This is a genomic window from Hahella ganghwensis DSM 17046, from assembly GCF_000376785.1.
Classification (GTDB): domain Bacteria; phylum Pseudomonadota; class Gammaproteobacteria; order Pseudomonadales; family Oleiphilaceae; genus Hahella; species Hahella ganghwensis.
Map to the genome: position 1 here is coordinate 1 of NZ_AQXX01000078.1, position 25,568 is coordinate 25,568.

Consider the following 25,568-nt stretch of genomic DNA (forward strand, 5'->3'; position numbering starts at 1 on the left):
GGCAGGATCGCTGAGGTTATAAAATAGCTGCATGCAGTGGACACGAAGCATGGTGGATAACGGATACGGAGGGCGGCCGTTCTCGCCCTTGGGGTAATAGCGGGCGATCTTCTTTTCCATGCGTTTCCATGGGATCAGCTTATCCATTCGCTCCAGAAAGATTTCCCGGCGGGTCTTACGCTTCTTATTCTGGTATTCAGCTTCGGAGAAAGTCATCTGATCCATGGATAGTATTCCTGATGAGTGAAGTTGGCCGTATTATGACTGATTTGGGGAGTTATTCAGAGCCTCCTTAGAACATTGCATCCCGTTGCAAGTTGACTGATATTAGGGCCTCTGAAAATGGCTGGCGCTGCGGTGGCTGTGTCTCTGACAAATTTCAGGGGCTTTAGAATAAACAAGCTGCAGTACCGAAATGTGATAGCCATACTCGTTGAGCGAAAAACGATTATTTAAGTTTGATGTCTAAGTGAAAAATATCTTCAATAGTAAGCTGTTAATATTTTTTTGTTAAATGCACGAGAATTTTGCTTATTTTAAGGTGGCCGAATACAAGAAGGTATTAAGTAAGTGCTAGCTTTAGTATGCCTAAAAGAATTGAGTTCAAAGTAAATTTGGTGCTAAGGCTACAACATGCAATATGAAATGTCTAAGAGAATGCGAGAGATCGGGCAGGTGAGGGAGTTATCGCCAGGAACTTGTTGTCCGGTTGACTAGAACTACTCGGGGGAAGCGTATTGTCATCAACGGAGAGTCCTGTAAAGCGCTGGTTTGGTCCGCATTTTTATCAGCTACATCCTGATTTGCAGAGGCTGCACCATCAGGGGGGCAGGCTGACGGGAGAAGTGTCTGTAAAGTACGGTAAGGGAATCAACGGACTTCTTGCCCGCAGGCTCTGTAAAAGGCTGGGTATTCCTGGTGAAGGGGACCACAAATTCCTTGTGTCAATTTCCCATAGAGACGGAGCGATGATTTGGCAGCGGAAGTTTGATGACAAAGATGAGATGGTGTCTGTCTTCACCCCTTCCGGAACTTGGGAAGATGGTTACTGGTCCGAGAAAACAGGCAAGATTGAATTACGTCTGACAGTGGATATTAAAGATGCCGGTTGGTTCTGGCGTTGCGTCGGAGTCAGAATTTCCGGGATACCGGTTCCATTGTGGTTGTTTCCGGAAACCTCTGCCTACAAATTAGTGAAGGATGGTGTCTATAAATTTTTCGTTGGGTTCAGGATGCCGCTCATTGGCTTTTTGCTTTCCTATCAAGGCCGGTTAATACCGGAGTTTTATGATTTCACTCCTGAAAACAGTAAGCCCGAAAATCAATAATTATTATGTAATGCCAGGGTGAGGAATCGGCCCGATGTTGCCGGGCCTGATCCCTCTGGTTGACCCCGGATCATCTTATGCGCCTTGATTGCCGTTAACGATCTGGCCGCGTAGAACGTCATGGGTTCCGCTGTAAGGGTTTGCCGCGACTTCCACTTTATCATTTTGACGGTCGATGATTTCACCGCGGAAGACAGTTTGAGTGCCAGAGTAAGGATTGGCAACAGCGCTGGAAGTGAAGTCACGCTCGGAATGACGATCTGCAATTCCTTCAGCATTGGCACCAAAGGCGGCAACAGTCAGAACGACGGCGATGGCTGATTTCAGTTTAAGTGAACGCATTTTTCTATCTCCAAATAATCATGTTAGTAAGTTAGATGGTTCGGCGGTTTGCTTCGTTTGCCTTGCCACTTGCTGAGTATTATTGGGAGAAAGAGAGATTATGAATAATTATATAAAGATATTTGCGTTATCATGAATCGTGATGGAACGAATGCTTGAATCAGGAGTCATGCTTCCCAGTGGGGCTTTTCTTTGAGGATAAAAAAACAGCCTCGGCATTGCCGGGCTGTTTCAATTTCTGCTGCTATGTCAAGGAGTATTATTATGTGCGGAGTAGCATTTCCACATTATCTTGCTGTCATACGTCTCCTGAATCCGATGCCCGCGATGGCTAATCCGAGAAGTGCGATAGAAGCGGGAGTGGACACCTCAGTTTCCATCGGGGCACCGGCCAGAAGATAAACATCTGCAAAACCGCCGGTTTCGCAGTTGGTGGTTTCGCCGCCGTTGCCTTCATCTTCCAGGTAACCTAATCCTGGTTGGAAGCTACCGGATGCGGTTCCGCCGAAACAACCAAATAGCATTCTGGTTGAAACGGTGTCATACCCTTGTGCCAGGAGCGCTTCGAGAGTGGCGTTCAGCTCAGGCAAGAAGGCAAAGATTTCGGTATCTGAAGTGGATTGAGCGTTATCAATCGCCGTTTCATATCCGGCAGGACACTGTCCACCAGGGATTGGCAGAATAGGAAGAATGCCGTCGTCATCAATACAGGTGACCCCATTGACCGTGGCGAAATCAGAAGACTCCGGTAGACTGTTAAACGTTTCCTCGGTGGTATAGGCATCATAGGTCAGGCCGGTTACCTGTCCTATTTCGTAATTGATATCTGCCAGTTGATTGTCAAGATCTTTTACAGTTACTAAAGCCCAGTAATCAAGTGAGGTTAATGAGTTTTGTGGCTGGTTGTAATCGAAGCCTATTGTCAGTTCACGGCGAATGCCATCGATGGTCAGAGCTTCGATCAACCACTCAATGCCAACATCCCAGGTCCCTAGGGAATCTGCATCTTCGACGGAGTCCAGGTTATCCAGGCTGTTGTTGTCCGGGTCATTTAGATTTCCTGCTGTGCTACCGGTTTGGCCGGTGGCAAAGAAATCATCATTGGTTGTGTCATTGCTTTTGAAGCCATCTTCGACTTCTGCCGGACTGGGGTCAGTGTCAGAGTTTTCCTGGGCACCGCCCCCTGAAGTTAAAACAATATACGATTCCAGTGCTCCTTGAGGAGTGGGCAGGACATAACCGCCATTGGTAACAGTAGTTGTCGGATCCAGTCCACTTAGATAGTTGAGTAGAGGAGCGGAGCAACTGACAGCATCTCTGATCGTCAAACACCCACCCGAAGCCAGACCGGCTTCCCAATCTATGCCTCCCTCGTATATCCCCAGAGGACCTGCTTGAGCGGTTAACGGACTTAATGCAATACAGGCAGCTATGGCCCCTTTGGCTATAGGAAGGCACGGATGTGATTTCATTCTGGCACCTTTTATTGATAAATTGGGATTTAATTCCCAAAATGCAAATAGCGCGCCATGGTTTTTTTTGTTTTTCCAGTCAAACAAGTTAGTAGCTTGGTCTCGTGTTGGTTTGATTACAAAGTGTAAAAGAATGTGACATTTTGGTGGCTTTTCGACAGCTTAATTTGCCAGTTTCTGGTAATCAGAAGGGGCGACAAACCCTGAGGGTTAACCGGATAATTCAATGACGACGCAAAAGCGCTGGTTTTCCTTTCGGGTATGAAAAGACCAGTGCTTTTGTTCGCAGATTTTTTCCACCAGGAAAAGGCCGACTCCATAACCATAGTCTTTTGCCGGCAGGTCATCGGCTGTATGCATGTAGGTGGCCTCTGCTTCCTGATTCTGACAGGGGTTAGTGATAATGAGCTTTGCTGGGGCTGGGGCAGAGACGGTATGAATATCGATTTCGCCTTCGACAGTATACTGGAGGGCGTTTCGTATCAGATTGTTCAAGGCAAGCTTTAGAAGCGAAGGCGAAGTGCTTACCTCAACGGGCCCATCTATACGAATACTCACTTCTACTGAGGGTTTCTGCAGGTATTTGTTATCTTTAAGCACTTGCTTGAGGAGTCTTGTGATATCGACTGGCTGTGTGTCAGTGACGGGATGAGCTCTCCAGAGGTCCAGAACTGTCTGGGAGAGTGTTTGCATGGTCTTCTGGGCGTTTTTTAACTTATCCCAATACTTTCTTTGCTCAATTGAGATGGCATTTCTGGCATCCAGTAACTGGATCGCGCCAGATGTAATGGCCATTGGTGTTTTAAGCTCATGACTGAGGACTTTCAGAAAGTCCTTCTCTTTTTGGTTGGCCTCTTCAAGTTGCCGGATGGCCTCGACAAGTGAGTCTGTGATGTTACGGGTTTCGTTGAAGCGATCAGCCGACGCCGGGGGGAGTGGAGGACTGCTGCTATCACGGAGTTGGTTGACCCAGGAGGAAAGATCCGAGACCGGCTGCCTGATGCGCTGACTGGTCCAGAACCCTGTCATGATTGCCAACCCAAATGAAGCGAAAAGTGCGACGTATAAGTTGCCGTATAATGTGGAGTACTCATCGTCCAGCTGTTTCGCGGTGAAGCGATGAATGACAAACAGCGTTTCTTTTTGGTCAGTTGACTCGGAGAGGGGAGAAGATTGGGAAGACTGGAAAGCGAGCAGATAGACGGTCTGATTCTCATGCTCTGCCAGCAATACTTCGCCATTGCGCCAGGATGCCGGGCGGAATATTGCAGTGACATCATTCGGTAGCTGGTCTTCGCCCCAGTAGTATTCTCGCAGGCCCGGTTGAAATTCCGGTAGATCCGGTGGTGAATAGTGAGCGTCGATCCACTCGGCTTCGGTATACATGTAGTATTCAGTTGATTCATCCAGGCTCAGATTCTTAAGATAGCGGCCAAGGAAGAGAGTCAGCAGGAGGAGTAGGCAGAGAACCGCCAGAAAGCGGGTAACGATATAGGATTGAATACCGAGTCTAACCTTCATCAGGTTTACCATCGTCATTTTTTCGCAGCGTCACTCCCACGCCCTTAATGGTATGGATCAGTGGTGGCAGGTTTTCCAGGTTGATCTGCTGCCGCAGGCGATAAAGCTGGGTTTTCAGCATCGCATCAGTGGTCTCCTGATCTCCCCAGACGGCGGTTTGTAATTCACTTCTTGAAACCACGCCGGGGCTTTGTCGAATGAGTCTGATCAAGAGCTCCCACAGGATGGAGGAAAGGTGAATAAGGTGACCGTCCCGTTTAACGATCCTCTGCTCCAGATCAACATATAGATCTTCCAATTGGAAGATGGCCGGTGTCGGACGGTATCTGTTGGCCAGAGCCTTGATTCTGGCCGCCAGCTCCGGGAATTCGAAGGGTTTGGCGAGATAGTCGTCGGCACCTTTGGCAAATCCTGTCAGCTTATCGTCGAGGCTGTCCTGAGCGGTCAAAAATAATATGGGCATCTGCGGATAATGGCGTTTTGCTGCCAGACAGACCTCGTGACCATTGAGCCTGGGCATCATGACATCCAGAATCAGAACATCGTAGGTGTTCTGCTCCAGAAGTAACATTGCCATTCGGCCATCTCTTGCATAGTCACATTCAATCTGCTCATCAGCCAGATATTCAATGATCATTTCGGCCAGATCACTTTCGTCTTCGGCCAGCAGAACTATCATGATGTTTATGTACCCTGTTACTTTAACTGTTACCTTGCTGTTACCTGGGTAGGACTACTCTTTGGGCATGTTCAATGCCAACAATAGAGGTGAACCTGATGAATATGCCCCTGATACCCCTGAGTCTGCACAAGCTAAACAGACATTCGAAGACTTTCCATCATACAGCGACTAAGTCATTTAACCCATACTCCGTTGGATGGGCCAGTTTGAAAGGAATGTTGATGTTGGCAATGATGGCGGGGGTATCAGCCTGTTATTCAGGCGGCGCCGAATCGGCTCAGGCAAGTACGGAGGATTTGGCCTCGGAAGCTGCTGACCTGCTACTGACCAACGGAGCGGTTTATACGGTGGATCGCTCAAACAGTTGGGCGGAGGCCGTGGCAATCAAAGATAACAGGATTGTGTTTGTAGGGGATACTGAATCGGCTGAGTCATTTATCGGATCGAATACCAGAGTCATGGACTTGCAGGGAAATATGGTCATGCCGGGGTTCCATGACGTTCATATTCATGCGCTGGAATCAGGTTCGGACAGTAATCACTTTATACTGGATTCAGAGGAAACCGATGCCGAGAGTTTTGTTTCTGAGATTCAGAAATCTGCACGAGGTCATCCGGACGTATCCTGGTTAATCGGGTATGGCCACTCAATATATGCGTTACTCGAAGCGGAACGCTCACCGCTGGAGATACTTGATGAAGCCGTACCAGACCGTCCGGTCATTATCATGGAGCAGACTTCCCATTCAATGTGGGTGAATTCAAAGGCGCTGGAAGAGATGAACATCAATGCGGCCACCTCTGATCCTCAGGGAGGCATTATTATGAAAAACGAAGACGGGAGTCTTAGTGGAATTCTGATAGATAACGCTGGTGATATGGTGATGGAGCGAGCGATGAATGCGAATCATCTGACCGCTGAAAGTGATTACCTAAGTCTCAAAGAATACACCATGCCTGAGTTTGCCAAGCATGGGATTACCTCGGTTGTGGATGCAAGAGGGTATTGGCAGCGAAATCACCATAAAACATGGCAGCGCCTGGCGGATAATGATGAATTGACCATGCGGGTCTCGCTGGCATTGTGGGCATATCCTGAATTGGACGATCAGGTACAATTAAACACTTTGACCTCGCTGTATCGTCAGAATCCTGGCGGATTGCTCAGGATCAATCAAATCAAGCTCTACAGTGACGGAATTCTGCACAACACTACAGCAGCACTTAAACAACCCTACGATATCAATTTGCTGAATATTCCCGGTAATCGGGGACTCAACTATTTCACACAAGAACGAATCGAGAAATACATCACTGCGCTTGAGCCGGTCGGGTATGACTTTCTGATACATGCGATCGGAGATCGGGGCGTCCATGAATCATTGAATGCTATTGAAAACGCCGGAACACAGGCAGGGCGACATCGGCTGACGCATGTTGAGATGGTGGATTCTGAAGACCTGCCTCGATTCGCTGAGCTGAATATTACGGCGGATGCCCAGGTAGCCGGGGAGTTTACCCAGCCTTCAATGTGGCATCACAATGATGAGCTCGTCGGCACCAGTCGGGCTGACAACCTGGTGCCAATAAGAAGTCTGCGCGAAAACGGTGCCAGAGTAACGCTCAGCAGTGATTGGAGTGTCAGCCCTTTCAATCCCATGATCGGGCTGCAAAATGCCGTGACCCGAGATCCACAGGCTCTGTCGCTGACTCAGGCCATTCGTGCCTACACCATTGATAGCGCCTACAGCATGAGACAGGAAACTCAGACCGGGTCGATCGAGAGCGGAAAACTGGCTGATTTGATCATTCTGGACCGGAACCTGTTTGATATAGCGCCGGAGAGTATTCATCAAGCTAAGGTACTGATGACGATCTTTGATGGTGAGGTTATTTTTGAGCAGAGGTGAGTCATAGGCAGAGGTGAGCCATAGATAGCCGAATATAAACAACGATTATATCAATCTGAAAGCCTCCGGAAGGGGGCTTTTTCTTGATGGAGGCACGCTAAGACCGCAATTTCGTCCAAGACCTGCACTGAGAATCTCTCTATATTGCCAAGACAACATTTTGTTGTGAGGAAGGTCGGTACGGCTGTAACCGGATCGCGACCAGGCAAAATCTAACGTGATATAGTGGCTTGCATGGGATTCCTTCCAGGCCAAGCGGTAAGTCGGGGAAATTGAGATGGCTGAACGTAATCATTTCCGTTTCGTTAAGAATGACAAGATGACGGATGTCACTGCATTGCATGCGGCCATGGGTGATTTTACTTACGACAAGCACGCTCACGAGGAATACTCGATTGGAGTAACCTTGGCGGGCCGACAGGATTTCTTCAGTGGTGGTATTCTTCACCGCAGTCATCCGGGCAATATTATTTTCATTCCACCCGGTGCTGTCCATGACGGTCGCTCAGGTGGGGATGGCGATCTGCAGTATCGTATGCTGTATATCCAACCTGAAGAATTTGAATCGTTACTGGAAAGTGCCGGTATCAGAAATTGCGGGAAAATGCTTAAACGGGAAATGCTGATTCAGGATGATACCCTGCGACATCATATCTTGAATTTATGCGAGCTCATCTCGAACGATAACACCAGTACGGCTGAACTGGAAATGGCGTTTGGCCAGATAGCGGCACGAATGGCACAAAACTGTGGTCAATATGAAAGTGATGGAGTAACGCGAAGGGTAGATTCACTGTTAATGCGGGCCAGAGAGTACATTCATGCCCATTTGAATGACGATCTGGGTCTGGATCAGCTCAGTCAGGCCTGTCATCTGTCCAAGTATCATTTTGTCCGAATGTTTCGTCAGCAGTTTGGTATTACACCCCATCAGTACATTTTGAACTGTCGTATCAACGAAGCTCGAAAAGCACTTGAATCGGGCAGGCCAGCAGAAGATGTGGCCTATCAATTCGGTTTTTCAGATGTCAGCCACTTTAACCGACGCTTTAAACCTATCTACGGTATGACACCGCGTCAGTACCAATTGAGTGTGACCCGCTAAATCTGTTGATGTGTCAACGCAGTCTGTCGCACACCAATTGACTCTGAGATAGCTCTAGAACCCTAAACTGAGAAATCTGCATGCTGGAAATAATAGTGTTTTCCCTGGGGCTTATGTACTCACCTGGGCCGGTTAATATGCTCGCTATGAATCTGGGAATGAACGGTCACTTTCGTACTTCGATTGGGTTCTTTCTGGGAGTTGGCAGTGCCATGCTGATTTTGTTTGTGGTCTTCGGCTATACCGGGGCCTGGCTGGTAGATGAGCGAAACCGGTTGATTTTGAGTGTGCTGGGGTGCCTGTATATTTTCTACCTGTCCATTAAATTAGGGCGTTCAGCGGTGACCTTTGATCCAGAGCTGCAATCACCAGCTTTACTGAGTTATAGGGATGGGCTGATGATACAGTTTTTAAATCCAAAGGGGATGATCACGACGTTGCCAATTGCGACGATACAGTTTCCGGCGGCAGGTATCACCGGCTGGAGCATTCTGCTCTGGTCCGTTGTGTTGTCAATGCTCGCCTTCGGAGCGCCAGGGACCTATGCTCTGATGGGGAAGGGGATGATGAGTCGTATCACCCAAACCGCCTACCTGAAGTATCTGAATATCGCGATGGCGGTTATGCTGTTTCTGGTCGCCTGCGACATTGCCTATGAGCAGGTATATCTGTCCATTTAGTGACATCTGAGAGGTCTGATACTTCAACCGCCTGCTACCTGCTATACGGGATCGCGTAACAACAGAGCCGGTTTCAGTTTCAACCGTCGTAAAAGATATCTGGCGCCCATACCCAGAGAAACTGTGCTGACCGTGACAGCTGTGATGACTCCCAGGTAGACAAGATCCTGTGAAGGCAGCTTCAAACGTAACTCAAGTAGTGGCAGAGCGATGGCTGATCCTAATAGCACCGCAAAAGCCGACGTGATCAATGCCAGCAGAAGATATTCCAGATGAAGGCTTTGGCGAATATCCGACATTCATGCCCCCAGAGAGTGCAATACGGTTGCGTCGTAGATTTGACGGGTTCGTCCGGCTGCCATCACACTGATCAGTACCAGTAAGCTGACGGTCAGACTGACTCCGGCTACCACCAGCAATCCGGCAGTGGCTTTACCGAGCAGATCTCTGGCTGTTTCCAGGATTGTGGCAGTGCGCACTGTAATGACATTTGGTGCAATATGTGCGATGTTGGTTTGGGCCTGGATTGCGTCCTGATCACTCATGTAAGCGGCGCCCACATAACGGTGAATCAGCCCGTCCAAGGCTCCCTGTGACATAATGCCTTCAAACCAGAAACGGGTTTGTAGACCTTTCTGGGAATAGATGGCGACAATCTCTGCTTCCAGAGAGCGGCCTTCTACAGTGAAGGTAATACGGTCACCCACCTGAAGACCCAACTGATTGGCTTCACGGTCTTCCATGGCCATGACCGGGTCTTCGACTTGTTGTTGCGTTGCTTCGGATACTTCCGACCACCAGCGGCCTTCAATGATATTGACACTATCGATATTGTTACTGAGGTAACTTAACTTGTACTCATCCTCAAGGGCATCGCGCAGGTCGTCCTTTTCAAGGCCGGTGACATCCCTGAGTGGCGTTCCGTTAATTGCACTCATGCGTGCTCTGACCAGTGGTGCCTTATCCACCCGCGTAGCTGAAGAAACATCTCGCGTATTGGTGGTGTCCGTACCGCTAGAACCCTGACTGATAAGCGTTGTCCCAGCCGAAAGTGCATCGGTGACGTCCTTTAGCTGATAGGGAAAGACATCGTAAAGCACCAGTGAAGGGGATTCGTTGGGTATAGTGGCATTAATGGCCCTGACAATCGAGGCGACCACAATTGTGCAAGCCACCAGTAACGTCAGTGCTGATCCCAGAGATAGCAGAGATATTCTCAGAGGTGCGCCGGGACGATATAGATTGGCAACGGCCAGCTTGACGCTAAAGTGTGTCGACAGGAAGCTGTGACTTTCAAGGCGCCGGGCTAGAAATTTCAGAATATAGACAACACCATCAAGGATGAACAACATGAGTGCTGCCACAGCGATAAAACCCAGGCCGAACAACCTATCGGGAACGGTACTCATAAACAGAAAAATAATCATACCGGCACCGGTCAGCGTTGCCGATTTCCACGCTGCGCTCAGCTTAGTGTCAGCATTTTCCATTCCGCGGAACAACACTGCTGGCTGGATCGACAGTGCCCGGCCAATGGCCGGTAATGCGAAGGTATAAGCGGTCAGTACACCGAACAGCACGGCAATGACGGCAGGAAGGAGCAAGCCTGCCAGACTGGCGGTCACTGGCAGTTCTGTTGCGGCCACGGAGGTCCCAGCTATGGCTAACAGACTGCCGATGGCAGCCCCTACCAGGCTGGAAAATCCACTTAGTATGCCGACCTGTATCAAATACACCAGAGCCAGGCGCTTTTCCCGGAGGCCCAATGCTTGCAGTGTGGCAATGGTACCCATTTTTGTCTGCAGGTAGGACTGAATACTGTTGAATACTCCCAGTCCACCGATAAAAAGAGTGCTGAACCCGATTAACATCAGTCCAGAAGCAATCTGCTCAAGGCGTCTGGCGATGCGTTCACTACGATCTTTGAAGGTCCGTACTTCCCACGCCTGGTCGGGAAAGGCCGCATAAAATTCTTCTCGCCAGAGCTCAGCGTCAGTATCGGTACGGACGTGATATTCATAGTCGATTCTACTGCCGGGCTGGATCAGACCGGAAGCCATCAAGGCATCTTCGGAGAGTAATACCGGCGCACCTCGCCAGTTGGCACTGAGGTTTCTGTCCGGTTGCTCCAGAACCAGGGCGCGAATGACCATCTCTAAAGAGCCGATCAACACCACATCATCTACTTTCACTTGTAGTTTTTCTGCCAGTACGGGGTCCAAGGCCACTCCCCATTTCCCGTTGGTCTGCCGGGTGGCATCTGCAAGCGTCATGGTCGGGTTCAGTTCTAGCTGGCCGTAAAGGGGGTAATTGTCTGCGGTACTTTGTAATTCGACTCGGAGGAAGTCTCCGGTACTGGTGCCCAGCATCGTGTTGACTTCCATCACCAGCGAAACCTCTCCACGCTGATTTATCCAGGCTAGGGCATCATCAGGCAGGGGAGTGGAGACATCGACTTCCAGGTCACCTCCCAACAGGGCACGGGTATCCGACAGCAATCCTGTTTCCACCAGTTTGTACAGACTGCCTGACGCGGTAATCAAACAGACGCCGAGGACAAGACAGGTGCAGAAAATCCAGAGAGATCGGCCGCTGGCGCGCAAGTCCTGCCAGGCCAGTTCAAGCAGGAAGCGCATGATGTTCATCCTCGACCAATTGGCCTTGATGGAGTCTGAGAACCCGTTGGCAGCGTTTGGCTATCTGTTCGTCATGGGTAACCATCACCATGGTAGATCCGGATTCTTCATTCAGTGTAAACAGCAGTTCGGTGATTCTGTCACCTGTGTGCAGATCCAGATTTCCGGTGGGCTCATCCGCCAGAACCAGTTTGGGAGAGTGAACCAAGGCCCTGGCGATGGCCACCCGTTGTTGTTCTCCCCCTGACAGTTGGCTGGGAAAGTGGTCGGCGCGCTCCTGTAGGTCGACTTTGTTCAGCATCTGACGAGCTTTCAGCCGAGCGTCCTTCTGGCCGGCTATTTCCAGCGGCAGTGAGACATTGTTCAGCGCGGTCAGACTCGGGATCAGGTGAAAAGACTGGAATACAATCCCCAGATGGTCCCTGCGCAAATCGGCTAGCTGATCATGATCCATCGTTCCCAGCGACTCGTTGATCAGTTTGATTTCTCCACTCTCAGCCTGCTCCAGTCCTGCCAGGAGCAATAACAGCGTTGTTTTCCCGGAACCTGAGGGGCCGATAATGGCGACAGTTTCACCTTGTGTAATGGTCAGATTAACGTCTGTCAGGATCTGGAGTCGTTCCTGTCGCATAGGGTAGGACATGGACAGGTTTTTCAGCTCAATCATTCGGATACCAGAATTTGTGTCGAGTTGATAAGTGCTATTACCTACGTTTGGTAGGGCATTTTGTTTCACCGGTCCGGGGAGGGCATTCGACTGTACCTTAGAAGCACGACATTATCCCTGCCTCCAACCTGATGACCCCCTATATTATCCCTGACAGGATAGGCTATTGGTCTATGATACGGCTGTCAGGGCGATATTTGCTTTATCTCTTCAGTCTCGTTCGTCACAATAGACGGATTCCAGAACCATACCAAGAAGACGAGATAGAGTACCAACATGGAAATCATCAAAACTCTCGGCGAGTTTATTATCGACCGACAACATGAGTACCCTGACGCCAGTGGTGAACTAACGTCGCTGTTTTCATCGATCCGCCTGGCGGCAAAAATTCTGCACCGGGAAATCAATAAGGCTGGACTGGCCGATATTACCGGTGCAGCAGGCGACGAGAATGTGCAGGGCGAACAGCAGCAGAAGCTCGACGTCTATGCCAACGAAAGATTTAAGAACGCACTGGCCCAACGTGGTGTGGTATGCGGTATCGCTTCTGAGGAAGAAGAGCAGTTTGTAAAATTTGAGGAAACCAAAAACCTTGACGGCAAATACGTAGTATTGATTGATCCGCTGGACGGTTCATCCAATATTGATGTGAACGTGTCCGTCGGTACTATCTTTTCGGTATACCGCCGGGTGTCACCTCAGGGCAGCCACGTGACCGAAGAGGACTTCCTGCAGCCGGGTAACAAACAGGTGGCAGCAGGTTATGTCATCTATGGCTCCTCCACCATGCTGGTGTATTCCACCGGTAACGGCGTGAATGGTTTCACTTACGATCCGACGATTGGGGTGTTCTGTCTATCTCACCCGAATCTGCAGATTCCTGAAGACGGCACCATCTATTCCATAAACGAAGGTAACTATGTTCACTTCCCGGAAGGGGTGAAGAAGTACATCAAGTACTGTCAGGAAGAAGACGATGCCACCAGCCGTCCGTACACTTCCCGTTACATTGGTTCCCTGGTATCTGACTTCCATCGTAATCTGATCAAAGGTGGTATCTACCTGTATCCTACTTCAAGCCGTTACCCTCAGGGTAAACTGCGTCTGTTGTATGAATGCAATCCAATGGCGTTCCTGATTGAGCAGGCCGGTGGCCGGGCGATTGCCGATCCGGGTCAGCGTATTCTGGATATTGAACCCAAGAAGCTGCACCAGCGCTGCCCGTTGTTTGTCGGATCACCCAAAATGGTGGACAAGCTGGAGAAATTCGTCGAAGAGTTCGGCTGATACCATGCGTTCAACGACATCGGCTCCGCACGGTCGATGTCGTTTTCCCCCTCCATTAATCCCCCCCCAATGACGACTCCTTAACCCATTCGATTTCTGCGTTCTGCATCTGATTCATTAACCGGAAGACTCTGAATTTTCAGCCTGCGGATATACAGGAAGTGGCAGAATCGGCTGGTATTGATCTCCCTATACAGGGGGTGCCGGTCAAAAAAAATCGGAAAAGTGCCGAAGGTTTGAAATCTAGAGGAGGGTTGGGGAAGAGGGTCGATTGACCCTCTTCCAGTAGAGTATCGGCAATCTGTCAGCTGTTACTGAAAGACTGTTCTTGATTCAGCGAAGTTGCTAATTTCCCTTTCGGGTAACCGATGATAATTGAACCTGCGGCTGCCAGAGCCAGGATCCAGCAATAATAGACATTACCGACCAGATCCAAAGGCGATACCTTCGCCAGTGAAGACGCCAGCAAAATCTGCGCGCCATAGGGCAGAATGCCTTGCACTACACAGGAAAAAATATCGAGCAGGCTGGCGCTGCGTCTTGGGTCCACGCCATATCGCTCTGCGATATCTTTCGCCAGACTGCCGCTGATGAGAATGGCCACTGTATTGTTCGCCGTGCAGACGTTTGTCACCGCCACCGTCGCGCTGATACTCAACTCACCGGTTCTAGAGGTGTGTTTGTCACGTCCACCAAAGCGGCTGATACGGTCAATCGTATTGGCCAACCAGTTGAGACCACCCTGGGTTTTCATCATGGCGCCCAGTCCACCGATCAACAGGGACAGGATCAAAATCTCCTGCATGCTGGTATAGCCCGCGTAAATATCCTTTGACCAGGATGCAACACTATAGTCCGGCTGCATGCCAAGACCGATAGCGCCGGCCAGGACAATACCGCTGAACAGCACGAGCATGACATTCACACCTGCCACGGCCAGCACCAGAACCGCCACATACGGCAGTATTCTTATCAGTTCGTAGTCCTTAGGAGCTTCAACAACCGCATGGGAACTTTGAAAATAAAGCCAGATCAGAGTCAGAATCGCAGCCGGAAGCGCGATCATGAAGTTCATTTTGAACTTGTCCCGCATATCGCAGCCTTGTGTGCGTGTGGCCGCAATCGTGGTATCGGATATGATCGACAGATTGTCGCCGAACATGGCGCCACCGATGACGGTTCCCGTGGTCAGGAGCAAAGGGAGATCGGTTGCTTCAGCAACGCCGACGGCAATGGGGGCTATCGCAGCGATGGTTCCCATAGATGTGCCCATGGACGTGGCAACAAAAGCCGTGATCACAAACAAACCGGGCAATACCAGCGATGGGGGAATAATGCTCAGGCCGAAATTGACCGTGGCATCCACGCCACCCACTGCTTTCGCCACACTGGCAAAGCCGCCGGCCAGAAGGTAGATAAGCACCATGGTGATAATGGTGTTGTCACCGACACCTTTGATAAAGGTTTCGATCCGCGAGTTCAGCGAACCCGAGGCAAGTAGAATGGCCAAAACAATGGCCGGCAGGATCGCCACCGGGGCGGAGATTTGATAGAAGGCGAAATCAACACCTTCTGCCTGATACCAGAGTCCGCTACCAACAAAAAGGGCAAGAAATAGCGCCAACGGCAGCAATGCCAAAGGGGAGGCTTTCTTCATAATGAATGTATTTCCAAAGATGGGTCATGCCTGCCAGTTAAGGGGCAGGAAAAAGGTGGGAGATTATAAAGGTTGTCATGAATATCTCTAATAATTTATCGAAAGATAGTGCTTTGAATTGGTTATAAAAAGTGGGATTGTCTTTCCATCTTCGACCAGAGCTTGTGGCGATATCGTTGGGGCGAGTCTCCAAAATACTTTCCGAAAACCTCATAAAACCGGGTGAGAGATGAAAAACCGCTGGCAAAGGCAATTGACGTGATGTTATCACTGGTATGAATCAACAGCTTCTCAGCGTGGCGCACACGCAGTCCGGTAATATATTCCAGCAGAGAAACTCCCATGACCTTTTTGAACAGGCTCATGGCAAAATTTTTATGGAGGCCGACGTAGCCTGCAACTTTATCGATCGGTAGATCTTCCCGATAATTTTCCGTGATATAGATCATCATCCGATAGGCCTGATAACAGGCTTTGCTTCGGACTGAATGAGGCTGAGACAACGCGGGAGCCTGAGGTTCAAGCTGTGTCAGGCGCCGCAGAAAAAGTTTGAATTCTTCATGAGCGATTTCCCTGAGTGTCGGAGCATCAGCCTTGAGGTCCTGTAATTGCCTGTGCAGTTGCCGAATATCCAGTTCATTCGCCACTGACATGGTGTATACCGTGCCGTAAAAGAGTCCCAGTTCAAAACTTTTGCATAACCGAAGTTCGAAAGACTGAAAGAGCGGAATTCTGATTCGAATCAGAGAGGCTTCATCTTCAAGGCTCAGCAACTGTGGGCGGCATTCCTTAAAGCTCCAGAGCATTTCACCTTCCCGCAGTTGTAACCCGGACTGCTCAACAAGAAACTGACCTGATCCACTGAGCATTAGATCAATCTGGTGACAAAGTTGTTGTCCATTTCCAATCGTGGCCGAAGCAGGGGAATTCTGGGGCTCTGAGTCGTTTTCTGGTTCCGGTAATAAATGGGGAAACCCGCTTCCTGTGCAGAAACTGGTTGTTTGCTCCGGTCCTTGGTGGGTTATTTCCTGAATAGAAAAGTGACAGGAACTGATCATCTGAGTACTGCCTGTTTTTATTCTTATCAATCATCTGTGTCGTGCGCTTGTCATTTTTACTCTAGCGTGATGTTTCCAGAGGTACTACTCGGATATTGTTCTTAAACTGATACTTTTTTGGCGGGGGGCTTTCTATCAGGGGCTGCAGAAATGGAAGTCGGAGCTTTGCGGGTAAGGCAGGCTTTGAAGTTGCTAGAAGCTTTATTCGATCAGTCTACAAACATAGAAATGAGTTGCAGAGCTGTCGTTCGCCATTTGTCTCTGCAGCAGAATTTCCGGAAGGTTGCAGAAACGGAATGATTGGCCTCAGTGATTAGAGCAGATCTTAATGCATCGGGCTTAGAGCAGGATTCATTGAGTCAAAGTATAAACCAGGCTATCGATCAAATTGAACGGATTGTTCGTCCTCATTTGAAAAAATGATAGCTGGCAGATTCGCTTTAAAACTCTACAACTAATTCCTTAACTCCAGTCTCAAACCTTGATAATAGTCAGGCCGTGGAATCTCTCCCCCCGTATACTCCAGTAAGAACTTATCCGGTGGCTCAAAAAAGATATGTGCTATGTACTGGTTGGCGTTATTGGCATCCTTGTTGTCCACTGATTCGCCATATAGGGGCTCCGTCGTACTAACACCGCAAATATCAAACGCTGGTTCAGTATCATAGAGTTCAAAGCTTTCGATTTTGTCATGCCAACCGCTGATTCGATGAACTAGAAAATAGTTTTGATTACCGATAAGTTTTTGGTCGATGATTGACACCGTATCTGTTGCAAAAGAGCAGTCGGGTCCAGAATCAGCGCAACCGAACAAGGTAAAACTGCTAATGAGGATTAATAAGTAGCGTTGAATCATTTGAATATTACCTATTCCATGCGCCATGTTTCGTGCCATTCAGCAGAGTAATTAAAAACCTTCGCTACTCCAATATGTGTCATATACTCCGACAGTCCATCAGGAAGAACCAGCTTAAAATTGCCTAATGGAATTTCTGTGTAATAATCATGTTTTTCGAAAGGTTCGAAGTCGTAAATGCTTCTAACCGACCAAGTTGTATTAATTCCAATGCCATCGATTGCAACATTAAAGCTATTTAAATAGAAATGCCCGTCAGCCTTATGCAGTCTACTATCATTCTGTGCTGCTTCCAGCACACCGTTAGGCTTCATTTTCCCCTCGGTCTTGTAATTCATGCGTCGAAGTTGCTCTGCATGTTGGCTGGAGCGAAAATCTGCACGATCACAACGTAGGTTGCCAATATTTTGATTTTGTTTGTGGAGTTCTGAAAGGTATTTTTTCATTGCGTCCATTGTGGCAATGACGATTGGCGATTTTTGGTAAACTTCAGGATTGATTTTAAGGTGAGCTCCATTACCGTTGACGTAATGGTCTGCGAGGGCCGCTGCTTCTTTCAAACCTTTGTAATGCCCTCCCCACCAAAATGCTTCATACAATTCTTTTAAGAACTCCTTGTCAGTTGCATTAAATTCCATGCGGGATTTAGCCTTGCACGTCAAATAGTCGATAGCATCTTGCATAGTCTTGAAGTCACTATTTGAGCCAAACTTGGCGGCCATGCCCATATGCCAGAGGGGAGAGTTTGGGATATCAACCTTCTTTGCCAAACATGCTTCCGCTATTCTCTTTAAAGATTCCATATTGCTCATAAATGAGGCCTCCCTTGGACCATTTTTTGGCCAACAAGTAGCCCCATTCGACCAAATTTTTAAGGCTAGGGACGGATTATAATGTTCCGTTAAGTTGAGAGCTTATCGTCCGTAGGGGTGATGGTCTTAATGAGGATATTTAATACAAGAGCGTGAGACCAATCCTTCGGTCTCGTGCTTCATTCGTTAGTAAAAAAGGAAACTAATCCATCCTCTTTGATACCCACTGCATGGAGCTCCTAGTGGGTACCATATGGCATTGGCGGAAAATGGTGAGTGAACCGATACAAAATATGGAGTGGGAAATTCAATCCATCGGATAACATTTATTTGCGAAATCGGGAAATAGAAAGTAGTGGTTAAGCAGAGCGGTTCTAATGCATGAGAGGCATGACAAACTTTTGCCTATTTCAAAGCCAACGAAGCTGTCCTATAATCCCCGTCAGTTTAAACATCCCCCATCTTCGAGGCGTTGGACTTTCGTTCTAATTGTGGAGCTATGTAATTACTTTCTCCTTCTTTTACAGCAAAACTTTTATTCGCTATACGATCACCATTAAGAATTGATCGGTTGCGAAGGGTAACTGCTGTCCTTCCAAATTTTATCTTTTAAAAGCATACCAAAAGCGAAGAGAGCACTTGGTATCGGGAAGTTAAGGAGATAGGTAATGAACGTTCAACGGTTCAAATACCCTCGTACACCTCATCTTCCATGGTCTCCGGGATATACGGCCGACGATATTCGGCAATCGGATTCTCATGGATTTGAAAACAAAGAAGTGGTGATCACCGAAAAAATGGATGGTGAATGCACGACCATTTATCGGGACTATATACACGCACGTTCGATTGACAGTCGACATCATCCATCAAGAAACTGGGTGAAAGCCTTGCAGGCTCGTCTTGCCTCGGATATCCCCGAAGGTTGGCGGATTTGTGGTGAAAATCTTTATGCAAAACATTCGCTCTTTTACTCCGACTTAGACAGCTATTTTTATGTGTTTGCTATATGGGATGAGAATAATCGCTGCCTGAGCTGGGATGAATTACTTGAATGGACGGAGCTGTGTAAGCTTCACACCGTACCTGTCATTCATAGAAGCATGTGGGATGAGCGTATGGTCAGAAATATCAATGTCGACGAATCCAGGATGGAAGGGTACGTTGTACGAACAGCAGAAGGTTTTGATTATTCAGATTTCAGCATTCATTTTGCCAAGTGGGTAAGACCCAATCATGTGCAGACGGATACCCACTGGATGGCGCAATCGGTTGTCCCAAATAAGCTAAAACCAATGGAAGGGGCTGAAAATGAATAGACGTTCCTGGCTCCAGTCATTGGCGCTGGATGGCACACCGTCAATTGATGAGTGTATAGATCAGTTAGGAGATACTTTTCCACTGCTACATCAGTTCAAGGCGACCGAACAAGACCCTCAATGGCATGCCGAAGGCGATGTACATATCCATACAGGTATGGTTTTAACCGAGCTATATCAATTGTTGGAGAGTGAAGCCTGCCATATCCAAGGAGAGAAAAGACAAGCTTTGGTGCTGGGTGCTTTGTTGCATGATATTGCCAAGCCGCTAACGACCCGACGCAGAGAGGTGAAGGGGATTGAGCGTGTCATTGCAACCGGACATGAAGCAATGGGAAGGTCTTATATCGCCCACAGGATACTCAATCTGGAACTACCCAATGAGGTGGTGGATTTGGTGATGGGGCTGGTTGGGGAGCATCACAGACCCAAACTCCTGGTCATCAAACAAATGGAGCGCGGTGAGTACTGGAAGCTCGCTAGAAAAGCTTCGCCCGAGCTGCTTTATTGGCTGGAAATTGCTGATATGAGAGGTCGAATTTGTGAAGACCTGAATGTGCAAATTGATCTATTAGAGCAATTTCGTTTGTTCAGTGAAGAGTACGAGGTCTGGAACTCCCATTTGCCATTGGAACAACTTCGTTGCGATTTGGAATCTCATGTCGAAAATTTGCAGCCCAGTGTTAGAGACATGATCTTTGCACGAATCATGCGAGATTTCGAGGAAGGTGATATTTCAACCCTGGAAGAAGGAATAGCGCGGACCTACTCTCTAAGAAGCGGTTTCAGTGAGGTGTATATATTGTATGGACCCAGCGGCTCAGGCAAGTCTTCTTGGATCAAGCGTTTCCTTCCTGATTGTGAAGTGATCTCTCTTGATGAGCTGAGAGAAGAAATCAATAGTGACAGATCGGATCAATCGAATTTAAGCCAAATTCTTAATACTGCGCGTGAAAGGCTGAAAGTTTGTTTACGGGCTAAAAAAAAGGTGATCTGGGATGCGACAAACTTACGAGAGGATTTCAGACAACGGATTTGTCGAGTCGCATTCGACTACCACGCTTTCGTGACGATGGTGGTCATTCACAAGTCTGAACTTCAGCTTTTTGCAGATAATAAGAACCGGCCGCATCCCGTACCGGAAGAAATTCTTCGAAAGCAACTGGATCAACTGGAATGGCCGGTTCCAGAAGAGGCGCATAGATACTGGATTGTTGACGGCGAAGGTCAGGTCAGAAAGTTGTCTGGTGGATTTTGTGAGGATCGTCATGATGGAGTTCATTAAATATCCTCGAACCAATCATATCGAAGGGGCCAGGTTTACTTGTAACCCTCTAGATCTGAAGAAAATCAAGCTCGAGTCCGTCGCAGGAAAGCATCTCGTGATTGAAGAGAAAATGGATGGAACTCAAGTCGGTATCTTCTTTGAGAGACAGGACTTTCCTCGTATACAGAGTCGCGGACACTTTATCGACGAAGTATATAACCCAGAGTTTGATTTACTGAAAAACTGGCTTGCGACACATCGCGAATCTCTCTGGGAAGTGCTCGGTGATCGATACATATTGTTTGGCGAGTGGCTATTCGCAAAACACACGCTGTATTACGATCAATTACCTGACTTTCTGTTGGAATACGATATCTATGATAGAGAACTTGGCGCCTTTCTGAACACTTCCCGTCGACAGGAATTGCTTAAAGATTTAGGTTTTCTGTCTTCTGTTAGAGTCGTTGGACAAGGCATGTATTCAACAGCTTATGAACTGTACAGATTGACTGGTGATTCAAACTTTGTCTCCTCCAATCAAAAAGAAAACTTTCTGAAGTCTGTATCGCAGAAAAACCTAGATCCTGATATTGCGACCAAGCAAACGGATCTATCTGGAAAGATGGAGGGGCTTTATATAAAGCATGAACATAATGGAATTGTAAAAAGCCGCTACAAGTTCATCAGAGCTGAGTTTCTCGCTAGGATTATTGAGCTGCAAGAACACTGGAGAGATCGAGCAATGATTAGAAATCTAATTCTTGGGTATTCGTAATGAGGTGGTTGCTCAGTAAAACATTATCAATATCCCACGAGTTTTGCTTCTTGTCAGACGAAGAATAACTTTCTATCACCGGGACATTAGCGATTAACGTGCTCCTTTATTGCTAATGTCCCGTCTGGTAGCCGTGGTCGCTCGTTATCTGCTGATGGTGTTTCATCTTGTGGTCGGGAATTCTGTTACCGGACGATACTCCAGGGGTCATTGATTGGCCAGTCTGTCAAAGTCAAAAATGTATAGGTAATCGGTTGATAAGGTATTTGCTACAGGGGATTGATACATTGTGTAATGTTTATAGCCTCGATACAGCTGAATAAGGCATGAGCGTATACCTCTCAAGGAATGATTCTCCAGCTGCCCGGAGGGCGTCGAAGGCGGTTCAGAGACAATAATGATAATTCAGGTTACCGTCATGAGATTCTTAGAAAACATCATTCCCACCATCTGTCGTCTGGCCTGTCAGGCTATCAAGTTAAACCCGTTACAACCACTGCATTCGCCATTCTCTTTTGTAGCAGAATATACCCGTTATAGAACGCCCACCTGACGGGTAGACGTTCGTTCCTGAAATAGATCAATAAAATAGTTAACACAGATCATGGGCCAGTCTTTTATAGAGGGAGGTATGCCCAGGGAATCGCTTTGTCCTAACAAAAATATTTACCGGGCACATGAGAGCCTAAGTAGCTGACGGAACAGGCGACCCCGGTAGTGCGAGGGTATGGTTTATGAATCATTTAAGGCACAGTATTTCCTCTTACCGTTGGGGGCGATTTCTACCCCCGTTGGTCTTTCTGATCCCAATACTATTTCTGATACTTCTGATACCTGCTATCAGCGCCCGGACTCTGGCGGTTGAGATCGTTGTGGCGACTGTCGACAACGCTGACATGCTCAACATGAAAAAGCTTTCCAGTCGATTTGAGGAGCAGAACAAGGATATCCGGATTCGCTGGAAAATCGTTGATGAAAGTGTCTTGCGCCTGATGCAGGCCAACGACAGCAAACAAGGAAAGTCCCAATATGATGTGTATACGCTGGGATTGTTTGAAGCGCCTATTTGGGGAAGCAAAGGTCGACTTTCTCCGGTCCCGGACAATTTTCAATCCAGCAAAGAGCTGACTAACTGGATACCTGAAATACTTGATGGCTTTAAATACGGTGACAATTATTATGCCTTGCCGTATTACGGGGAAAGTTCCATTACCTACTACCGTAAAGATGTGCTCGAGCAGTATGACCTGCAGATCCCAATGCAGCCTACCTGGCGGGATATTGAAGGTACTCTGGAAGTTCTGAGCAGAGTCTCCGGTGGCAAAAAGGGAAAACTTTGCCTGAGGGGAAAACCAGGGTGGGGGGAAAATATTGTGATTCTGGCCACTATGGTGAATGGCTTTGGTGGTCGCTGGTTTGATGAAGACTGGCAGGCAGTACTTACAGAAAAACCCTGGCATGATGCGATCGACTTCTACCTATCGGTCATGGAGAAGTATGGACTGGAGCAGGCCTGGAATAACGGTTACTCGGAAAATTTGCAGGCATTTTTGAATGGGCAGTGCGATATCTGGGTGGACTCCACGGCTGCCGGTGGTGCGGTGGCGTCCGGGGAGATATATCCCAATGTCGGCTATGCCTCAGCGCCTATGCAGATCACGGACAAAGGAACCAACTGGTTATGGTCCTGGGGGTTCGCAGTGCCAAAAGGTTCCACCAAAAAAGAAGCGGCCTGGCGTTTTGTTAAATGGGCGACTTCAGACGATTATCATCAACTGGTTGAAACGCATTATGGAATTGCGCAGGTCCCTCCAGGTACTCGTTATACGCTATACAGAAATCCCTCCTACCGGGAATATGCCCGGTTCGCGGATATCACTCTGGAAGCCATTGAGAGTGCTGATTTTGATGCGCCCAGCGTGAAGCCTGTGCCTTATCGGGGCATCCAGTTTATTCAGGTGGAAGAGTTTCAGCAGATTGGCAACTTTGTTGGCAAGAAGCTCTCGGAGATGCTGAAGCAGGCACTAGACGACGGTGAGTCAGTGAATCTGGACAGAGAACTGAAGCGGATGTCGGAGTTTGTTCAGGCCTCTCACAATATTGCTGAGAGGCTCAGGCAAAAGGGGCTCGATGCGTATTGAGCCACTTTAGAGATTATTGGTAGTAACCGGAGTCTTTCATCTGTCGCAGAATCAATTGCTGGGACTCCCTCAGGGCTTCTTCTGCGGTCATTTTTCTCTCCAGCATATTGGCAACATTCAGGCTGACGGCTCGTCCAATCGAGGGGAATTCGGGAATGGCGACCAACTGAATACCGGTATAGGGAGAAGGTTCCAGAGTCTGATTTACCGGGTCTGCGGTCTGGATTGCCTGCAGTACAAAGTCAGAAAATGGTGCAGCCTTTCTGTACTCTTCATGCTCGTAGGTGGATTGGCGGGTGGCTGGAGGTACGGATACCCAGCCATTGGTTTTGCCAACCATCTCGATATAACCTTTTGATGTGGCCCAGGTAATAAACGCCTGGGCAGCATATCGGTTACGGGAAGACGACGGAATTGCCAGAGCCCATGACCATAACCAGTTGGCTCCGCGCACGACGGTTCCTATCGGAGCGGAGGAGAAGCCGACTTTGTCGTGCACCCTGGATTGATTGGGATCGAACAGAAGGCCGGCGGCAACGGTGGCATCCACCCACATGGCGCACTTGCCATCGGCAAATAGCTTAAGCGTTTCGTTAAACCCATTGTGGGTGACATTTGGCGGGCCGTAATGACTGAGAAGTTCTTTGTACAGAAGAAAGACTTTCAGCCAGGGCTTGGTGTCCAATTGGGGTATCCAGCCGGGATCGAACCACCGACCGCCAAAGGTGTTGACCATGGTGGATATGATGGTGATATTTTCGCCCCAACCGGGTTTACCGCGCAGACAGATTCCATAAACCCCATTGTCCGGGTCATGCAGTCGGGCGGCAAACTCTCGCATTTCATGCCAGGTGGGTTGGTCTGGCATCACCAATTCAGCCTGGGCAAACAGGTCTTTGCGGTAATAGGTCATGGAGCTTTCCGCATAGATTGGCAGAGCATAGAGCGTATCTTTATAGGACAGGCTGTTTCTGACAGTTTCAAAGATATCGTTGACATCATATTCGTCAGATAGATTGACCATTGGTACCAGCCACCCTTTTTCCGCCCAGAGTGGGGTCTCATAAGTACCGATGGTGATAACGTCGAATCGCCCGTCAGAGATGGCAAAATCACTCAGTAAGCGGCGTCTTAGCGTATTTTCATTCATCACTCTCCAGTTGAGCTGAATATCGGGATGCAGCTTGAGAAACTCTCTGGAGAGTTCTTTGATGACTTTCATTTCCGCATTGTTTACGGTACCGATGGTCAGCACGGTTTGGGGGAGGGCGGCAATACTGTTTGGTCCGAATCCGTGTTCCGCCATAATCTGGTCAAGTTTGCCGTTTTCTTTCAGTAGCTGAAGGCCGACGTTGAATTTCTGCCAAAGCAGGAAATGGTTGGATTTGTTACGCGGAAAGCCCACCTGAAATCTGACGTTCAGCAGTGGAGGCTCAATAAACTCAAGACTCCCAATCATATGAGGGCGCTGTAACACGATCAGATCTGCAGCGGTGTACTTATCCATGTAGGTGAAATCAATTCGGCCCCGGAATAGCTTATCCAGGTTGTTGAGGTCCGTGCGGACAAAATCCTTGCGAATGCCTCGAGTGTTTTCGAACAGTTTATTGATGTTCTCACCGGATACCAGTCCCAGGCGATAACCCTTAAGAGCCGTCTGGATTTCGGGCAACGTTCTGGGGGGAGGAGAGGGCCACTTGGCCTTTGAGTCCTTCTTCTTCAGCAGACCGATAGAGCCACCGGGAAAGGGATCTGACAGCAGAAAATCCTCGTCATCTTCGGTATGAATAATGAGTGGGAAGTAGCCGTCCACAATGCCCTGTATAGCGCTCTCTCTGGCTCTGGGAAGTGGCTGAAAGGTGAGATTGACGTCGAGCCCGGCTTCCTGAAAGGCGGCTCTCAATACCTTGATAGCGTAACCCTGGTCCTCCAGATGCTGGCCAACATAAGGCTCGCGCTCCCAGACAGCGAGAGATACGGGGTCTTCGGCATGGCAAATAACGCCGAAAAAGACGAAAGCGGTTGCCATGAAAAGCTTTATTGTTAGACGCAT

General features: G+C 48.4%; 22 protein-coding genes. 9 read left to right on the top strand and 13 right to left on the bottom strand.

Features of this window, described 5'->3' with window-relative positions; translation table 11 throughout:
* Window positions 1-225, bottom strand: a 225-nt coding sequence (locus F566_RS0104605) for an IS5/IS1182 family transposase (RefSeq protein WP_020405225.1), incomplete at its 3' end; no start/stop codon positions are given.
* 512 nt (window positions 226-737) lie between these two features.
* On the opposite strand from F566_RS0104605, the gene F566_RS0104610 reads away from it, so the two are divergent.
* On the top strand, window positions 738-1,328 hold the full coding sequence (locus F566_RS0104610) for a DUF4166 domain-containing protein (RefSeq protein WP_020405801.1): 591 nt from the start codon (window positions 738-740) through the stop codon (window positions 1,326-1,328).
* Between the two features lie 75 nt (window positions 1,329-1,403).
* On the opposite strand, the gene F566_RS31940 is transcribed toward F566_RS0104610, so the two are convergent.
* From F566_RS31940 to F566_RS0104630, 4 genes are all read right to left on the bottom strand, one after another.
* Window positions 1,404-1,670, bottom strand: coding sequence for a hypothetical protein (locus tag F566_RS31940; RefSeq protein WP_020405802.1), 267 nt, complete (start codon window positions 1,668-1,670; stop codon window positions 1,404-1,406).
* A 287-nt stretch (window positions 1,671-1,957) separates the two neighbouring features.
* Window positions 1,958-3,142: a PEP-CTERM sorting domain-containing protein gene (locus F566_RS0104620; RefSeq protein ID WP_020405803.1), complete on the bottom strand. Its 1,185-nt coding sequence runs from the start codon at window positions 3,140-3,142 to the stop codon at window positions 1,958-1,960.
* 210 nt (window positions 3,143-3,352) lie between these two features.
* Window positions 3,353-4,663: a sensor histidine kinase gene (locus F566_RS0104625; protein WP_020405804.1), complete on the bottom strand. Its 1,311-nt coding sequence runs from the start codon at window positions 4,661-4,663 to the stop codon at window positions 3,353-3,355.
* Entirely contained in the window at window positions 4,653-5,342 is a 690-nt protein-coding gene (locus F566_RS0104630; protein ID WP_020405805.1) for a response regulator transcription factor, read from the bottom strand. Before F566_RS0104630 ends, F566_RS0104625 begins: the two co-directional genes overlap by 11 nt.
* Window positions 5,343-5,566: 224 nt before the next feature.
* Here F566_RS0104630 and F566_RS0104635 point away from each other — a divergent pair, with 224 nt between their 5' ends.
* The 3 genes from F566_RS0104635 to F566_RS0104645 all read left to right on the top strand — a co-directional run bounded on the left by F566_RS0104635 (window position 5,567) and on the right by F566_RS0104645 (window position 9,040).
* Window positions 5,567-7,255, top strand: a complete 1,689-nt coding sequence (locus tag F566_RS0104635; protein WP_020405806.1) for an amidohydrolase — start codon at window positions 5,567-5,569, stop codon at window positions 7,253-7,255.
* Between the two features lie 277 nt (window positions 7,256-7,532).
* The gene (locus F566_RS0104640; protein WP_020405807.1) at window positions 7,533-8,360 is read left to right on the top strand and encodes an AraC family transcriptional regulator; all 828 of its coding nucleotides are present in this window, start codon (window positions 7,533-7,535) and stop codon (window positions 8,358-8,360) included.
* An 80-nt stretch (window positions 8,361-8,440) separates the two neighbouring features.
* Window positions 8,441-9,040, top strand: a complete 600-nt coding sequence (locus tag F566_RS0104645) for a LysE family translocator (RefSeq protein ID WP_020405808.1) — start codon at window positions 8,441-8,443, stop codon at window positions 9,038-9,040.
* A gap of 41 nt (window positions 9,041-9,081) precedes the next feature.
* On the opposite strand, the gene F566_RS37275 is transcribed toward F566_RS0104645, so the two are convergent.
* The 3 genes from F566_RS37275 to F566_RS0104655 are packed head-to-tail and all read right to left on the bottom strand — an operon-like array spanning window position 9,082 to window position 12,343.
* Window positions 9,082-9,339 (bottom strand): hypothetical protein, encoded by a 258-nt coding sequence (locus F566_RS37275; RefSeq protein WP_020405809.1) that lies wholly within the window; start codon window positions 9,337-9,339, stop codon window positions 9,082-9,084.
* On the bottom strand, window positions 9,340-11,676 hold the full coding sequence (locus tag F566_RS34770) for an ABC transporter permease (protein WP_020405810.1): 2,337 nt from the start codon (window positions 11,674-11,676) through the stop codon (window positions 9,340-9,342). It lies immediately after the preceding gene.
* A complete protein-coding gene (locus F566_RS0104655; protein ID WP_020405811.1) occupies window positions 11,660-12,343 on the bottom strand; it encodes an ABC transporter ATP-binding protein in 684 nt (227 codons plus the stop codon). The genes F566_RS34770 and F566_RS0104655 overlap by 17 nt, the downstream gene beginning before the upstream one ends.
* 276 nt (window positions 12,344-12,619) lie before the next feature.
* Between F566_RS0104655 and fbp the strand changes: the two genes are divergently transcribed.
* Window positions 12,620-13,630 carry a class 1 fructose-bisphosphatase gene (gene fbp, locus F566_RS0104660; RefSeq protein WP_020405812.1) on the top strand — a complete coding sequence of 337 codons (1,011 nt, stop codon included), beginning with the start codon at window positions 12,620-12,622 and terminating at the stop codon, window positions 13,628-13,630.
* A 304-nt stretch (window positions 13,631-13,934) separates the two neighbouring features.
* On the opposite strand, the gene F566_RS0104665 is transcribed toward fbp, so the two are convergent.
* The 4 genes from F566_RS0104665 to F566_RS0104680 all read right to left on the bottom strand — a co-directional run bounded on the left by F566_RS0104665 (window position 13,935) and on the right by F566_RS0104680 (window position 18,013).
* A complete protein-coding gene (locus F566_RS0104665; protein ID WP_020405813.1) occupies window positions 13,935-15,287 on the bottom strand; it encodes a Na+/H+ antiporter NhaC family protein in 1,353 nt (450 codons plus the stop codon).
* Window positions 15,288-15,409: 122 nt separating this feature from the next.
* Entirely contained in the window at window positions 15,410-16,345 is a 936-nt protein-coding gene (locus tag F566_RS35220) for a helix-turn-helix domain-containing protein (protein WP_020405814.1), read from the bottom strand.
* A gap of 454 nt (window positions 16,346-16,799) precedes the next feature.
* Entirely contained in the window at window positions 16,800-17,201 is a 402-nt protein-coding gene (locus tag F566_RS0104675) for a hypothetical protein (protein WP_033415801.1), read from the bottom strand.
* A gap of 11 nt (window positions 17,202-17,212) precedes the next feature.
* Window positions 17,213-18,013 carry a hypothetical protein gene (locus F566_RS0104680; RefSeq protein ID WP_020405817.1) on the bottom strand — a complete coding sequence of 267 codons (801 nt, stop codon included), beginning with the start codon at window positions 18,011-18,013 and terminating at the stop codon, window positions 17,213-17,215.
* Between the two features lie 668 nt (window positions 18,014-18,681).
* Between F566_RS0104680 and F566_RS0104685 the strand changes: the two genes are divergently transcribed.
* The 4 genes from F566_RS0104685 to F566_RS0104700 all read left to right on the top strand — a co-directional run bounded on the left by F566_RS0104685 (window position 18,682) and on the right by F566_RS0104700 (window position 23,515).
* Complete coding sequence (locus F566_RS0104685) at window positions 18,682-19,332, top strand: RNA ligase family protein (RefSeq protein WP_020405818.1); 651 nt, start codon at window positions 18,682-18,684, stop codon at window positions 19,330-19,332.
* Entirely contained in the window at window positions 19,325-20,617 is a 1,293-nt protein-coding gene (locus tag F566_RS31955; RefSeq protein WP_020405819.1) for an AAA family ATPase, read from the top strand. The genes F566_RS0104685 and F566_RS31955 overlap by 8 nt, the downstream gene beginning before the upstream one ends.
* Window positions 20,618-20,714: 97 nt before the next feature.
* Entirely contained in the window at window positions 20,715-21,374 is a 660-nt protein-coding gene (locus tag F566_RS0104695; protein WP_157496661.1) for an RNA ligase family protein, read from the top strand.
* A 734-nt stretch (window positions 21,375-22,108) separates the two neighbouring features.
* Window positions 22,109-23,515, top strand: coding sequence for an ABC transporter substrate-binding protein (locus F566_RS0104700; protein WP_020405821.1), 1,407 nt, complete (start codon window positions 22,109-22,111; stop codon window positions 23,513-23,515).
* Window positions 23,516-23,528: 13 nt separating this feature from the next.
* On the opposite strand, the gene F566_RS37135 is transcribed toward F566_RS0104700, so the two are convergent.
* Window positions 23,529-25,568: an extracellular solute-binding protein gene (locus F566_RS37135; RefSeq protein WP_020405822.1), complete on the bottom strand. Its 2,040-nt coding sequence runs from the start codon at window positions 25,566-25,568 to the stop codon at window positions 23,529-23,531.